Raw genomic sequence first — 14,547 nt, 5'->3', positions numbered from 1 at the left:
GGAGAAAAATTATGTTAAACAAAATTTGTGTCGTTACTGGTGCAGGTCGGGGAATTGGTCTGGAAATCGTGAAGAAATTTTCACAAGCCGGAGCCAAAATGATTTTTGCCGTTGATATGAACGAGCAAGAGCTAAAATCACTGGAAAACCAATATCCAAATGTACGTCCTGCCAAACTGAACGTATGCGATCGCCCTGCTATTACCGCTTTTGTTGATGCAGTAAAAGCCGAGTTCGGCCAAATCGATGTTCTGGTTAACAACGCCGGTATCACCCGCGATGCCATGATCGGCAAAATGACTGAAGATGACTGGGACGCAGTACTCAACGTTAACCTGAAAGGCGTTTTCAATATGACTCAGGCCATCGTGGCGCTGATGACTGAAAACGGCAAAGGCTCCATCATTACCATGTCTTCTATCGTGGGTACCGATGGCAACATTGGTCAAAGCAACTATGCGGCCACTAAAGGCGGCGTTATCGCTATGACCAAGGGCTGGGCTAAAGAGTTCGCTCGTAAAGGGGCACAAATTCGCGCCAACTGCGTGGCACCTGGCTTCACTGAAACCCCAATGACCAAAGACCTGCCGGAAAAAGTGCTGGAAGGCATCAATAATAAAACCCCACTTGGCCGTATGGCTACAGCAGAAGATATTGCTGAAGGGGTACTGTTCCTGGCGTCTGAAAAGGCCAAATTTATTACCGGTCAGGTTCTGAAAATTGACGGTGGATTAACGCTGTAAACGCATTGGAAGGTGATATATGACGAATAAAGTATACATTGTTGCCGCCCAGCGTGCGGCAATCGGCAGCTTCTGCGGAACCTTATCCTCATTACCTGCCAGCGATATTGCTGCACAAGTGATGCAAAAGACACTGGAAAAGTCAGGTGTTAAACCAGAATGGCTGGATGAAGTGATTGTCGGTAATGTGTTGAGTGCCGGTCAGGGTCAGGGCCCGGGTCGTCAGGCAGCATTAAAAGCTGGTGTGCCAGATTCCGTTCCTGCCTACACCCTGAATATGCTGTGTGGCAGCGGCATGAAAACCATTATGGATGCCGCCTCGCATATTAAAGCGGGCGATGCGGATCTGGTCATGGCTGCCGGTATGGAGAATATGTCCTCTGCACCGTTTCTGATGCCGGGAAAAATACGTAACGGCGTGAAGATGGGGAATATGACGCTGGAAGACTCCATGCTGATTGATGGCTTAATGGATGCCATGAACCAGATTCATATGGGCGTTACGGCTGAAAATATCGCTGAAAAACATCATATCAGCCGTCAGGAGCAAGATGACTTTGCGCTGGCCAGTCAGCAAAAAGCCGGCGCGGCTCAGGAACAAGGAAAATTTCGCGATGAAATCGTTCCGGTTATGGTTCCGGGACGTAAAGGGCCGGTTACTTTTGATACTGATGAGTATATCAAGCCTTTTACTACTCTCGCCGATATGGAAAAGCTGCGCACTGCCTTTAAAAAAGAGGGTGGTACCGTCACTGCCGCCAATGCTTCCGGCCTGAATGACAGCGCCTGTGCGTTGATCGTTGCCAGTGAAAAAGCGGTAGAGAAGTACGGTCTGAAGCCCATTGCTGAAATCGTTTCCTATGCACAAGCCGGTGTTGATCCTAAAGTGATGGGCCTTGGCCCGGTACCGGCAATTAGCAAAGCGTTAAAAAATGCCGGTATGCGCCTTCAGGATATGGAGCTGATTGAGCTAAACGAAGCCTTTGCTGCCCAGTCTCTGGGAGTGTTACGTGAACTGTCACAAGAACATGGTTGTAGCGTGGAATCGATATTACCTCATACCAACGTGAACGGTGGCGCTATTGCCCTTGGTCATCCGCTGGGTGCCAGCGGCGGTCGTATTACCGTTTCACTGATTCACGAAATGAAGCGTCGCCATAATCAGTATGGTCTGGCTTCACTGTGTATTGGTGGCGGTATGGGTGTGGCTATCGTAATTAAGAACCTCTGATTTTATCGCTTGAATACCTCACCGCTGAATTTTTTGGGGGTGAGGTTGTTGTTTGTCTGATCCGATTTCAGTGGATATTCCGGCCGTAATGACGATGTGGGCCTATCACTCAAGTGCCCGGCCGGAAGAGCGATTTAATTAGCTTTAGCCTGTAATCTGACCTCTTGTACATTCGTTCAGGAGGTTTTTTTATTCCCTCTGAATAGACAGAACCTATCCATCCTCCCATTTTGTGAGCGCTCAGAGCGACCTGCACAATAAGAGATCGTAAAATATACTATTGGGACGAGTGTCCCGTTTAAGGGATAGATTATTTTTTACCGCCAGCCAGCGTAGATTGTTCCAAACCTGTCGTTTTGCTTCAAATAACGTGGCGAATATAACAACAATGAAAAACAATAAAGTAGGAGTATCGTCATGCTGGATAAAATTATCTTCTTCTGTGCCGTGGTTAAATCAGGCTCATTAAGTAAAGCAGCGGAAGAATTTAATATTTCAGTTTCGGCTGCCAGCCGCTGGGTTGCTGAGTTAGAAAAAGAGATGGGCGTTAGCCTGTTAAAACGTTCCACTCGTCGGGTATCCCCTTCCCAAACCGGTATGCATCTTTATGAGAAGTTTGAACCACTGGCGCGGGATGCCCGTGAGATGATTGAAGAGGTAATGAGTACCGGCAATGACTATATTGGCCTGATTCGTATTGCTTCTACCCCGCTGTTTGCCACCGAACATTTGGTGGACATTATCTCCAGCTTCTTAATTGAGTATCCCAAAATTAAGGTGAAGCTGTTTATTAATCCATTCCCGGTGAACCTGGTGGATGAGGTCGATTTCTCTATTCGGGCACAGGCCAGCTATAAGGGCAAAATCGACCATGACTCTTCAGACGTACGTAAACGTTTAGTCAGTGAACCGCTGGTCACCGTTGCCTCATCTCGCTATTTGAGCCAGCATCCTGCGCCACAAAGCCCGGAAGATTTAGCTGACCATCGCTGCCTGTATTCCAAGAGCCTGGTAGGTGGTAACAAATGGCAATTCTTCCTGAATGGTAAAGTCAGCATCTATAACATTCCGAATTTTTTTGAATGCGATAACTCAGAGATTCTCAAACGACTGGCTCTTAACCACGCGGGCATCGCTTATCTGCCAAAGTCTTTAGTGGAAGAGGATATTCGTCAGGGGCATCTGGTCAGTATTCTGGAGAACTATATGGCCAGCACCTTTGATATCAATCTGTATTACAAGCGGCGTGAACACTATCCGGCCAGACTATCGTTATTTAAAGATTATCTGATTAATAACCTTGAGCAGCGTTTAGTGGAAAAGAAAAAATAATAATAAAGCACCGCCTCTTTTATTTAAAGGCGGTGCTTTATTATTGGTAGCAATCAATATTACCATCCTGAAAAATAATACTTTTGATACAGAAATAAAGATTATCTCAGTACAACACCTGTAATTATGATTAGTGTTTGAAATGATAAAAACAGAGCTGATATATTTTAAGTTTATATAACAAAAACCCCTCTGATATTACTATCAGAGGGGTTAATTATTTATCTTATTACTACAAGTTATTAAGCCAAATGAGCTTCAATAAACCACACGAATTTATCCAGATCGCGGGAAGCGGCAGTTAACATATCAGCCACGTCTTCATCTTCTGCTTCAGTAATCGCTTTACGCATTTCATTAGCCACAACCGCATAACGGTCTGCCAGCGCAGTCAGATGGTCTTTAACTGTGTAAATATCCGTTGGATAAGCCTTCAGGGTTGTCGCAACGGCTACAGCCTGTAAAGTGCCCATTGCGGTACCGCCGAACTGAACCACACGCTCAGCAAAAGTATCTTGATGAGCCAGTAGCACATCACGGAAACCATCAATCATTTCATGAGCGCTGATAAAGTTAGCACCCTTCATATTCCAATGGGCTTGCTTAGTAATCAACGCCAAATCGGCCAGTTGAGCAACCATGTGATTTAAGGTCTTAATTGAGGATAATTTTACACTTTCTTCAATATCAAGGCGTGTGAACGCTAATTTTGACTCTTTTGCTTTTAATGATTTAACTGTACTCATTATCCGTGTCCTCATTGTATTTTAACATTGGAGTGCCTGATTAATATTTAAATAGTATAGCACTCTGAGGGGATATTGCAGATAGAATATGCCTATTATAGACATAGGTTATTGTCGTAAAAGAAAATAAATATCATTGTTCAATCAAGTTTGATAATCATTATTATATACGAGTAGTTCTCATTTAATAAAGTAAATATTATTAATATATTGCTAATATATAAATAAAGCTTATTTGTCCAAATACCATCACTCAATCTATCAGCTATGAATGACGATACATTATCGTCGACATTTCTGCTGAAACTGTCTGACAATCTCAGTTATTTAAAATTTATACTTTATTTTCAACTGATTAAAAAACACCCACTATGGCATAAAAAATGCTTGTTAATCATTGTCATGATATCGCTCATCACACAAGAAACCCACACCGCTGATCGATTTCGACACCAATAACTTAACACCCCAAATGTGCAGATAGCGAAGCAACGAAAGCCGAGTTAATGACCAACTACCGCTATCTACGGTTAATGCCATTATTGATAACTGAGAGAGTACACATTATGGATAATCCCCATGCAAACGGCGTTAGTTGCTTTTCCGCCCCGGAGATGGCCAAAATTGCAGAAAATGCCGGTATCTATAAAACCAGTAAACCGCTGAGTCAGGTTTATATCTCCGCCATTCTTGCCGGCTTATTTATCTCTATCGCTTTTGTCTTCTACATTACTGCCACTACCGGAACTGCCAGCGCCCCGTACGGGTGGGCTAAATTTCTGGGAGGCGCCTGCTTTTCATTAGGGCTAATGTTAGTGGTTGCCTGCGGGGTTGATTTGTTCACCTCTACCATTTTAACCAGCGTCGCCAAAGCCAGTGGCAAAATTAGCTTAGGCCAAATGCTCACCAACTGGACTCATGTCTATATCGGTAACTTTTTTGGTGCGCTGTTTCTGGTTGCTATCATCTGGTTTGCCGGTCAGCACACTGCGGCTAATGGGCAATGGGGATTGAACGTATTGAATACCGCACAATATAAACTGCACCATAGCTTTACCCAGGCAGTTTTTCTTGGTCTGATGGCCAATCTGATGGTCTGTCTGGCGGTATGGATGAGTTACGCGGGTAAAAGTTTGATGGATAAAATGTTTATTCTCATCCTGCCCATCGCAATGTTTGTCGCCAGCGGCTTCGAACATAGTATCGCTAATATGTTTATGATCCCGATGGGAATTGCGATTAAAAACTTTGCTGCCCCTGAATTTTGGCTTTCAGTTGGCGTTTCCGTTGAACAATTTTCCGATCTGACGCTGGCTAATTTCTTACTGAAGAATCTGCTGCCGGTGACCATCGGCAATATTCTGGGTGGTTTGCTTGTTGGCTTACCTTTCTGGTTTATGTATCTGCGAAACACCATTGATAAGGCACCAACCAATGCCAATGTCATGCCTTTAGAACCCAAAAGTAGTGCGTCTCCCCCATCGCCACCCGAATCTAAAGCTGCCTGAATGCATAAAAAACGGGCCACGCGGTATGACATCACGTGGCCCGGGAAACTAGCTATAACCGCTAAGATTACTCGGCTTCTTTACCATATTTTGGCGAACGAGGGCCATAAAGAATACCGCTTGGTCTGCCGGCGGAGAGCAGGCGCGCGGCGGTAATACCGGCAATGTCATAACTTTTATCTGATAACGTATGGCTAATTTGATTAATCGCTGCCTGAAGCAACATACCCAAAATACCATTATTACCCGAATCTCCTTCCGCGGAAGAGGCAGTCGCGGAACCACTCCATAACTGTTGACCGGTTTTCAGATCAACCAGTTTGCCGCTTACCGTTACCCGTGACTCACTGGTAATTACTTTATAGGAGGTACCATAATCAGTGACCTCCAGATAAAGCACAGCATCGGCTGCGAAAATCTCTCTCAGCTTAGTGGCACTCACGCCCTGAATATCATGGGCATTCGTCATACCATTTTGTTTGAAAACTTCTTCAACTACCGCTACCGGGAATACGTAGTATCCCGACTCCGCCAGTGGCAAAGTCACCTGAGATAAAACACCATGGCTGGCATTCACTTCCGGCGATGAGTTTTGAGGCAATAATACTAAGATGCTTTTCGGCTGACTTTGTCGGAAGGCCGAATAATCATAATCAACGGGTTTAGCACAACCGGCCAGCAGCAACGTCGCGATTAATCCCGTCAGGGCGATTAAATGTCTCATTTCTTGCCTCCCTTTAACTTCTTCTGCAGAAATTCCATAAAGGGTGCGGATTCAGGAAACAGCACCTTCTCTGCTTCAAACTCACTTCCGGCCAGTTCAGGATGTCCGGTATTGCTATACAGCAGACCTAAATGGGCATGTAACCCTGGAGGAACAGGAAGATCTTTGGCTTTCGCCTTTTCTATCGCCACTTTAAGGGCTGCTATCTGCTCTTCAGGCCCGGTTTCAAGTTTGTAATACTCATAAACCGTATCCTGATAATTATCCCAACTATAAATAGGCTTGGGAGCATTCATACAGCCACCCAGCACAGCAGCTACCAGCAGCAACCCTGCTTTGTATCCTAATTTCATTATGGCTATTCCATCTGATTATTGTGCTGGTTTCCAGGAACCGTTTTCAATACCGGTGACCAGATTATTCACCGCCTCACGAATAGCTAAATCCAGAACTTTACCATTCAGGGTTGAGTCATAGCTGGCGGTACCACCAAATCCAATCACTTCACGGTTAGACAGTTCGTATTCACCCGCGCCCTGTACTGAGTAAACCACTTCAGAGGTGCGTACATTAACAATATTCAGGTTAACTTTAGCGTAAGCAATCTGGGTTTTGCCTCTGCCTAAAATACCAAATAACTGACGGTCACCCACTTCTTTACGACCAAATTCCGTTACGTCACCGGTAACCACATAATCAGCACCTTTTAGCTGCTGACTTTTGCCGGCCATTTTTGCTTCGCTCTTAATCTCTTCCATATTGGCGCGATCTAATACATTAAAGCGCCCGGTTTGCTGCAGATGAGTCATAAGAATCGTTTTAGACTGATTCCCCAGACGATCAACACCATCGGAGAACACACCATTCATATAATTGGAGCGGTTATCAAACTTACCTACAGAGATCGGGCTACGTGCGCCCTGATAATTGGTGTTATAAGAAGCCACTTTAGGCACTTCCACACTACGAGAGGACTCGGTTGCGCATCCGCCCAGTAACACCATGGCGCTAACGCCTATCCCTAACGCTATTTTCTTCATCATGGTCTAAATGATCCTTTATTTATAAAAAACAGGTGACGCACTCTCCTGTAATGCACAGGTATACGCATTACGGTTACATTTCGACAATAAAATAGGGAAGGTGTTCACTTAACAGTCTTAATACCTGACTATCATAATTGATTTACATTAAAAATAAATTCAATTTTTATAATAAAAACATGAAATTAATTTCAGGCTCTGACAAAAATGCCAAAAAAAGGGGAGCCAACGCTCCCCTTATTCTTGTTGAATAGCTTCGGTTATTTCACCGGACGCATCGCCGGGAACAGGATAACGTCACGGATAGTGTGGCTATTGGTTAATAGCATCACCATACGGTCAATACCAATACCTAAACCAGCCGTTGGCGGTAAACCATGCTCCAGTGCGGTGACATAATCTTCATCATAGAACATCGCTTCATCATCACCGGCATCTTTCTGACTAACCTGATCGGCAAAACGCTGAGCCTGATCTTCTGCATCATTCAGCTCGGAGAAGCCATTACCGATTTCACGACCGCCGATAAAGAACTCAAAGCGATCGGTGATGAACGGATTATCATCATTACGACGAGCCAGAGGTGACACTTCAGCCGGGTACTCGGTGATGAACGTTGGTTGAATCAGATGGCTTTCAGCGGTTTCTTCAAAGATTTCACACTGAACGCGGCCTAAGCCCCAGCTCTTCTCAACTTTAATACCTAAAGATTCAGCAATGGCTTTCGCCTTATCCATATCATCTAAATCGGCAACATTGGTTTCCGGACGATAGTGGCAAATTGCCTCTTTCATGGTCATTTTGGTAAATGGCTTACCAAAATCAAAAGTCTGATCGCCATATTCCACTGTAGTGGTGCCCAACACTTCCTGAGTCAGGGTGCGGAACAGATCTTCGGTCAGCACAATTAAGTCTTTGTAATCGGCATAGGCCATATACAGCTCAATCATGGTGAATTCTGGGTTATGACGTGGAGAAACCCCTTCGTTGCGGAAGTTACGGTTAATTTCGAACACCCGCTCAAAGCCACCCACCACCAGACGCTTCAGGTACAGTTCTGGCGCAATACGCAGGTACATATCGATATCCAGCGCATTATGATGAGTAATAAATGGACGCGCAGTAGCACCACCCGGGATGACCTGCATCATTGGGGTTTCGACTTCCATAAAGTCACGTTTCACCATGAAATTACGGATAGCCGCCATGATTTTAGAGCGAATCACAAAGGTACGACGGGAATCGTCATTGGTGATCAAATCTAAATAACGTTGGCGATAGCGAGTTTCCTGATCCGCCAGGCCATGGAATTTATCCGGCAGTGGGCGTAATGCTTTAGTTAACAGGCGAACTTCATGGCAGTGAACTGACAGCTCACCGGTTTTGGTTTTAAACAGTTTACCGCGGGCAGAGATAATATCCCCCAGATCCCACTTCTTAAACTGCTCGTTATAGATGCCTTCTGGCAGATCGTCACGAGAAACATAAATCTGAATGCGACCGCCCACATCCTGCAGGGTTGCGAACGACGCTTTACCCATAATGCGGCGAGTCATCATACGACCGGCAATCGCAACGTCCAGGCCTAATGCTTCCAGCTCTTCGTTCTCTTTACCATCATATTCTGCATGCAGTTTGTCGGATGTCACATCACGACGGAAATCATTCGGGAACGGATTTCCCTGCTCGCGCAGTGCCACTAACTTTTCACGGCGAGCCTGTAGCTCGTTATTTAATTCCGCAATAGATTGCGCTGCATCATGCTCTTGAGGTTGCTCAGACATTTCTGTTCTATCCTTTTTTATAGCCCAGCTTTTAAGCTTGCTTCAATAAATCTGTCCAGGTCGCCATCTAATACGGCCTGAGTATTACGGGTTTCAACACCGGTACGTAAATCTTTGATGCGTGAATCATCCAGTACATAAGAACGAATCTGGCTACCCCATCCGATATCCGATTTGTTCTCTTCCATCACCTGCTTATCCGCATTTTTCTTTTGCAATTCATACTCATACAACTTTGCTTTCAGCTGTCGCATGGCCTGATCTTTATTCTTATGCTGGGAGCGGTCATTCTGGCACTGCACCACAATGTTGGTAGGCATATGTGTTATACGAACCGCAGATTCGGTTTTGTTAACGTGCTGACCACCGGCACCGGATGCACGGTATACGTCAATGCGTAAATCTGCCGGGTTAATATCAATATCAATATCATCGTCCACTTCCGGATAAACGAAAGCAGAGCTGAATGAGGTATGACGACGGCCGCCGGAGTCAAACGGACTCTTACGCACTAAACGATGAACGCCAGTTTCAGTACGCAGCCAGCCATAGGCATAGTCACCAATAACTTTAATGGTGGCTGATTTGGTACCGGCCACATCACCATCAGATTCTTCAATCATTTCGGTTTTGAAACCTTTGGCTTCAGCCCAGCGCAGGTACATCCGTACCAGCATGCAGGCCCAGTCCTGGGCTTCTGTACCGCCAGAACCAGCCTGAATATCAATATAACAATCAGCACTGTCATATTCGCCAGAAAACATACGGCGAAACTCTAACTGGGCTAATTTATCTTCCAGCAGGTTTACTTCTTCAACCGTCTCATTAAAGGTGTCTTCGTCATCCTCTTCCACTGCCAGTTCCAGCAGCCCGGTGACATCTTCAACACCCTGCTCAATTTGATCGATTGTTTCTACGATAGCTTCAAGGGAAGAACGTTCTTTACCTAATGCCTGCGCGCGCTCTGGCTCATTCCAGACATCGGGTTGTTCTAGTTCTGCATTGACCTCTTCCAGACGTTCCTTCTTGGCATCATAGTCAAAGATACCCCCGAAGAACCGCTGTCCGTTCGGACAGATCCTGAATCTGGTTTTTTACCGGATTAATTTCAAACATGATTTGTACTTACCATTACGTCGTATACGTTGACAGGATTTTTATCATAAACGAGTAATTCTATCGGATCTGCGCTGCGGAATATAGCCGAAACAGGGGCTTTTTATGCATCTTGCTGTTGAATCATGACCTGAATGTAACAAGAACGGATAATACGCAGGAAAAGTTACCGAACAATTTCATCTTCAGTAACCAATTATTATCATTCTCTATTCAAATTCGTCTGATAAATCTCGTACACTACCCGGCTAACGAATGTGTCTATTCCAATTTGCTTACCAGAAAGAAGGCATTATGTGGTTTTTCAGATTTCGACAAGCTTTTGTCGCGCTTTTATTGCCCTGGCTATTGGCGGTATTAACTCAAACCGCTGGCAGAACCTATCTGCTATCAGCTTATGGCTCGAACGAAATTCTGGCGGGTTTCGATTCTGATGTAACACGGATGTTTTGGACTGGCGGCCTGTTTGATATTCGAATTGCCAGCCTGTTGTTTGTACCCTGCCTGCTGATTGCTGCGTTGCTGGCCGTAACTCAGTGCGGTTTTCATTTCTGGCAGCGTTTTTGGCCGTGGCTGGCAACGTTATTAAGCACACTGGTACTGACGATCACCGTTGGTAATATCTTTTATTACGCCACCTACGATCGGGCGATTGATATCTTTGTTTTCGGGCTGATTGAAGACGACACCGTAGCGGTATTGACTACCATGTGGCAAGACTATCCGGTTATCCGCGGTCTGTTGGGTTTAGGGCTGTTCGCTTTACTGGTTTTCTGGCTTTATCGCCGCTGGCAGCGCCGTTTAAGTGCTAAGCCGGAACGTCGCCTCAGTCTGCCAATGGGCGCATTATCTACCCTGCTGATTCTGGCTATTGGTTTTGTCGGCATGCGCGGTTCCATTGGCACTTTCCCACTGCGCCAGTCGGATGCACAGGTTTCTGAACTCAAAATGTTAAATATGCTGACGCCTAACGGGCTGATGGCGCTTAACTGGGCGTTTAAGGCCCACAGCGAAAATAACCATTTCGCCGAGGCCACTGACCAACAGGGTCAGGAACTGCTGAGCCGTTTTCTGGATAAACCAACCCCGGCCGGACTGGCGCCGTTTATGGCAAAAACTGACGTTAATCCGCTGGCGAAGCAAACGCCGCCTAACGTGGTTTTCGCCGTAATGGAGAGCATGGGCTATTACCTTGAAAGTTACGATCGTCCGGATCGCGATCTGTTTGGCGCATTAAAGCAGCACTGGGTCAGCGACTGGCGTTTTGAGCGCTTTATCTCAGAAGGTGATGGCACCATTGATAGCTTAAGCCGCTTCTTCGTACGCAGTCCGATGAGCGGTATTACCCAGTCCAGCGCTCAATCCCTCGACTTTGCCAGTAATATGTTTAAGCCCTGGTTGGCTAACGACTATAAAGTAATTTTCGTGACTTCCGGCAACGGCTCATGGCGTAACCTTAACCAGTTCCTTTCCCATCTGGGGGTTAGCGAATTCATGGAGCAAAACGGCCTGAAAAAACGCTATCCCGAAGCACAGTTAGGAACCTGGGGCGTGCCGGATGAGTTCATGTTCCGTTATATTGAAGAGCGGCTGGCGGAAGCGGACAAAAATGGTGAGCACGTACTGATTATGTCCATGTCCACTACCCATCATCCACCTTATAAAACGCCGGATGGTTACCAGAAAACCCAAATTGTACTCAGCGATGAAGAAAAGCAGCGCCTGAGCAATCTGGCAACGGGTGCAACCCTTGACGAAGTGATGCAGACCCTGCGTTACACTAACGATCAGTTGGGGCAGTTTATCAGTTGGGTTAAATCTCAGCCGTTGGGCTCCCGTACCATTATTGCTGCCACCGGCGACCACAATATTCGTGGAATTGGTTATCCGGATGCCCGTGAGCGGGTGCTGGGACACGGGGTGCCTTTCTACCTGTATGTTCCACAAGCCTATCGTCAACAGAGCCATTTTGATGCTGCCCGCGTTGGTAGCCACAAGGATATCTGGCCAACCCTGTATCAACTGAGCCTGTCCGATACCCCTTACTATAAAACCGGCTGTAACCTGCTGGCCGAGCATCTGGACGATATCTGGTGTCAGGGCTATAACCCGGAAGCGATTATTACCCCACAGGGTGCCTATCTTCTGACGGACAAAGGCGAATACCGCCCCTGGGCTTCAGATCAAGGCCTGCTGCTTGGGGAACCCCAAGCCATGACGCCGGAACAACAGAAGCAGTTTAATCGCTGGAGTGGGTTTACCGATTTGCTGTTATGGCAGTTGAATCGACAGGTTCATAAACAGCAGTAGCCGCAAAGATTTAATCGTTCGACTACAGCACGGCGCATTTCGCGCCGTGCCTCAGATTATGAATAACACCAATAAATCAACACTATTTCTCACAAAAATTCATTGACCCTCCGTTTCACATTGATTATGGTGTATATACACCATAATCAATCACGGGGTTGATATTATGCAAACCGCACTTCCTCAGGATCCTTGTTTATGTATCCGTATGCGCCGGGCGGCACAAAGGATCACCGACTATTATGACAAGACGCTATTACCCAGCGGCATTAGTGTTAATCAGTACTCACTGCTGATTAATGTTGCTCGTCTTGGCGAATGTGGTACCGGGGAGCTGGCTGAAAAAGTCGGACTGGAGAAAAGTACGCTGGTTCGCACGTTAAAGCCGTTGCTTATGGCAGGGCTGATTGCTGATGCTTCCCCTACGGAAAGCCGTAAACGTCGTCTTAGCCTTACTCCAAAAGGTGAGCACACACTACAGGAAGCTATTCCTTTGTGGCAGCAGGCTCAAAACAAATTTAAACAACAGCTTGGCGAAGAGTATCAAAGTCTGATGGGCTTTTTTAACACCGCCAATACGCTATAGCGTTACTTATCATCTGACGATAAAAGGAATATCCCTTGAGCAAGCGCGATAATACCGGATCTTCTACAGTGGGCGAGCCCCCTTCCCATTCGCCTAACCTGTGGTTACCTATTATTCTGGCCAGTATTATCCTGATGGTTACCATGGGTATTCGCCAGACGGTTGGGTTGTTTGTCCATCCAATTATTGAAACAACCGCCATGAGCATTGCTGAAGTCAGCATGGCGCTGGCCATAGGCCAACTGATGTGGGGAGCTTTTCAGCCACTGTTTGGCGCCTGGGCTGATAAGAAAGGGGCTTTTCCCGTCCTGGTCGTTGGTGCGGTGCTGATCGCCATGGGACTTTGTGGGCCTCCTCTTTTGTTCCACTGACCTTGGCTCAGGGGCTTTTCAGCCCTGCCGGTGCCGCAGCCGGAAGTTTCTCGGTGCTGATTGGTATTGTGGCCAGCCGTTTACCAACGGATAAAGGCTCTGTCGCCAGCGGCCTTATCAATGCCGGTGGTTCTATGGGGCAATTTATTTTTGCTCCGCTGGTTCAGGCACTGGTCAGCCTGCGCGGTATGTCATCCGGATTGTTGTTTCTGGCCTGTTCGGCACTGGTGACGATAATTCCTTCATGGCTGCTTTGCCGAAATGGAAAAATAGCCAAACCTCATCACTCTGCCGTACCGGTACAAAATCCTCAGGTTGAAATTGGACTAAAACAGCAGATCAAAGCGGCATTTCGCAACCCCAGCTATCTGTTATTGCACGCTGGCTTTTTCACCTGCGGTTTTCACGTGGCTTTTCTCACCACCCACTTACCGGGGGAAGTCAGCCTGTGTGGACACGATGCTTCGGTCTCCGCGGTAAGTTTGTCTCTTATTGGCCTGTGTAATATTGCAGGCAGCATCTTTGCCGGAATTCTGGGTAAGCGCTTCCCGATGAAATATATTCTGGCGGTGCTGTACGCCTCACGTGCGCTGATGATTGCTATCTATCTGATTTCACCTAAAACAGAACTGACATTCTATATTTTCGCTGCGGCTACCGGCCTTACCTGGCTGGCGACGGTTCCGCCTACCGCAGGTATTGTCGGCAAACTGTTTGGTACCCGCTATCTGGCAACACTGTTTGGTTTTACGCTATTCACTCACCAGATTGGGGCTTTCTTTGGAGCCTGGTTGGGCGGACTGGCAATGCAGTATGAAGGCAATCTGCTGTGGGTATGGTATGCCGATATTGCGTTAGCGCTGCTGGCTGCGGTGGTGAATTTGCCAATTAAGGAGAAGAGTGTGGTGATCTCACTGCGTAGCCAGGAAACTTCATCGTAGATTGATATTATGGAGTTCTGAGGATATTCCGGCCGTAAAAACGATATTGCTCATATTGCCTTTGTGCTCGGCCGGTAGGGCATCTGCACTTGGCCTTGGAGTGCGTCGGGCC

General features: G+C 46.5%; 13 protein-coding genes and 1 pseudogene. 8 read left to right on the top strand and 6 right to left on the bottom strand.

Annotation, left to right across the window (positions count from 1 at the left end):
- The first annotated feature begins 11 nt into the window (after positions 1-11).
- The 3 genes from fabG to I2494_RS12340 all read left to right on the top strand — a co-directional run bounded on the left by fabG (position 12) and on the right by I2494_RS12340 (position 3,306).
- Complete coding sequence (fabG, locus tag I2494_RS12350; protein WP_210405327.1) at positions 12-743, top strand: 3-oxoacyl-ACP reductase FabG; 732 nt, start codon at positions 12-14, stop codon at positions 741-743.
- A 19-nt stretch (positions 744-762) separates the two neighbouring features.
- Positions 763-1,974, top strand: coding sequence for an acetyl-CoA C-acetyltransferase (locus I2494_RS12345; RefSeq protein WP_218467180.1), 1,212 nt, complete (start codon positions 763-765; stop codon positions 1,972-1,974).
- Positions 1,975-2,391: 417 nt separating this feature from the next.
- On the top strand, positions 2,392-3,306 hold the full coding sequence (locus I2494_RS12340) for a LysR family transcriptional regulator (RefSeq protein WP_218467181.1): 915 nt from the start codon (positions 2,392-2,394) through the stop codon (positions 3,304-3,306).
- A 242-nt stretch (positions 3,307-3,548) separates the two neighbouring features.
- Here I2494_RS12340 and dps read toward each other — a convergent pair whose 3' ends face one another.
- On the bottom strand, positions 3,549-4,052 hold the full coding sequence (gene dps / locus I2494_RS12335) for a DNA starvation/stationary phase protection protein Dps (RefSeq protein ID WP_130590521.1): 504 nt from the start codon (positions 4,050-4,052) through the stop codon (positions 3,549-3,551).
- A 566-nt stretch (positions 4,053-4,618) separates the two neighbouring features.
- Between dps and focA the strand changes: the two are divergent.
- Positions 4,619-5,461: pseudogene (focA, locus tag I2494_RS12330) on the top strand (formate transporter FocA); the annotation flags it as partial.
- A 166-nt stretch (positions 5,462-5,627) separates the two neighbouring features.
- Here the strand turns inward: focA and I2494_RS12325 are convergent.
- The 5 genes from I2494_RS12325 to prfB form a co-directional block, all read right to left on the bottom strand.
- Positions 5,628-6,284, bottom strand: a complete 657-nt coding sequence (locus tag I2494_RS12325) for a DUF799 domain-containing protein (protein WP_218467183.1) — start codon at positions 6,282-6,284, stop codon at positions 5,628-5,630.
- Positions 6,281-6,637, bottom strand: coding sequence for a DUF4810 domain-containing protein (locus I2494_RS12320; protein ID WP_218467184.1), 357 nt, complete (start codon positions 6,635-6,637; stop codon positions 6,281-6,283). Before I2494_RS12320 ends, I2494_RS12325 begins: the two co-directional genes overlap by 4 nt.
- Before the next feature lie 18 nt (positions 6,638-6,655).
- A complete protein-coding gene (locus I2494_RS12315; protein WP_218467185.1) occupies positions 6,656-7,327 on the bottom strand; it encodes a CsgG/HfaB family protein in 672 nt (223 codons plus the stop codon).
- 260 nt (positions 7,328-7,587) lie between these two features.
- Positions 7,588-9,111: a lysine--tRNA ligase gene (gene lysS, locus I2494_RS12310; RefSeq protein ID WP_218467186.1), complete on the bottom strand. Its 1,524-nt coding sequence runs from the start codon at positions 9,109-9,111 to the stop codon at positions 7,588-7,590.
- A gap of 17 nt (positions 9,112-9,128) precedes the next feature.
- A protein-coding gene (gene prfB, locus I2494_RS12305; RefSeq protein WP_218467187.1) for a peptide chain release factor 2 occupies positions 9,129-10,227 on the bottom strand; the annotation gives its coding sequence in 2 pieces (ribosomal slippage) (positions 9,129-10,151 and positions 10,153-10,227; 1,098 coding nt in all).
- Positions 10,228-10,521: 294 nt separating this feature from the next.
- Between prfB and I2494_RS12300 the strand changes: the two genes are divergently transcribed.
- The 4 genes from I2494_RS12300 to I2494_RS12285 all read left to right on the top strand — a co-directional run bounded on the left by I2494_RS12300 (position 10,522) and on the right by I2494_RS12285 (position 14,435).
- On the top strand, positions 10,522-12,537 hold the full coding sequence (locus I2494_RS12300; protein WP_218467188.1) for an LTA synthase family protein: 2,016 nt from the start codon (positions 10,522-10,524) through the stop codon (positions 12,535-12,537).
- A 166-nt stretch (positions 12,538-12,703) separates the two neighbouring features.
- A complete protein-coding gene (locus I2494_RS12295; protein WP_218467189.1) occupies positions 12,704-13,123 on the top strand; it encodes a MarR family winged helix-turn-helix transcriptional regulator in 420 nt (139 codons plus the stop codon).
- Between the two features lie 35 nt (positions 13,124-13,158).
- Positions 13,159-13,494 carry an MFS transporter gene (locus I2494_RS12290; protein WP_218467190.1) on the top strand — a complete coding sequence of 112 codons (336 nt, stop codon included), beginning with the start codon at positions 13,159-13,161 and terminating at the stop codon, positions 13,492-13,494.
- Complete coding sequence (locus I2494_RS12285; protein WP_218467191.1) at positions 13,467-14,435, top strand: MFS transporter; 969 nt, start codon at positions 13,467-13,469, stop codon at positions 14,433-14,435. Before I2494_RS12290 ends, I2494_RS12285 begins: the two co-directional genes overlap by 28 nt.
- The last annotated feature ends 112 nt before the right edge of the window (positions 14,436-14,547 follow it).

The sequence above is a fragment of the Limnobaculum allomyrinae genome (genome assembly GCF_016649425.1).
GTDB lineage: Bacteria > Pseudomonadota > Gammaproteobacteria > Enterobacterales > Enterobacteriaceae > Limnobaculum > Limnobaculum allomyrinae.
The sequence above is the reverse complement of the archived record's forward strand: the minus strand, read 5'-3'. Positions and strand labels throughout refer to the sequence as shown.

Excerpts from the sequence above, each read along its gene's own strand:
- fabG (WP_210405327.1), top strand. The coding sequence starts at position 12 with ATGTTAAACAAAATTTGTGTCGTTACTGGTGCAGGTCGGGGAATTGGT.
- I2494_RS12345 (WP_218467180.1), top strand. The coding sequence starts at position 763 with ATGACGAATAAAGTATACATTGTTGCCGCCCAGCGTGCGGCAATCGGC.
- I2494_RS12340 (WP_218467181.1), top strand. The coding sequence starts at position 2,392 with ATGCTGGATAAAATTATCTTCTTCTGTGCCGTGGTTAAATCAGGCTCA.
- dps (WP_130590521.1), bottom strand. The coding sequence starts at position 4,052 with ATGAGTACAGTTAAATCATTAAAAGCAAAAGAGTCAAAATTAGCGTTC.
- I2494_RS12325 (WP_218467183.1), bottom strand. The coding sequence starts at position 6,284 with ATGAGACATTTAATCGCCCTGACGGGATTAATCGCGACGTTGCTGCTG.
- I2494_RS12320 (WP_218467184.1), bottom strand. The coding sequence starts at position 6,637 with ATGAAATTAGGATACAAAGCAGGGTTGCTGCTGGTAGCTGCTGTGCTG.
- I2494_RS12315 (WP_218467185.1), bottom strand. The coding sequence starts at position 7,327 with ATGATGAAGAAAATAGCGTTAGGGATAGGCGTTAGCGCCATGGTGTTA.
- lysS (WP_218467186.1), bottom strand. The coding sequence starts at position 9,111 with ATGTCTGAGCAACCTCAAGAGCATGATGCAGCGCAATCTATTGCGGAA.
- I2494_RS12300 (WP_218467188.1), top strand. The coding sequence starts at position 10,522 with ATGTGGTTTTTCAGATTTCGACAAGCTTTTGTCGCGCTTTTATTGCCC.
- I2494_RS12295 (WP_218467189.1), top strand. The coding sequence starts at position 12,704 with ATGCAAACCGCACTTCCTCAGGATCCTTGTTTATGTATCCGTATGCGC.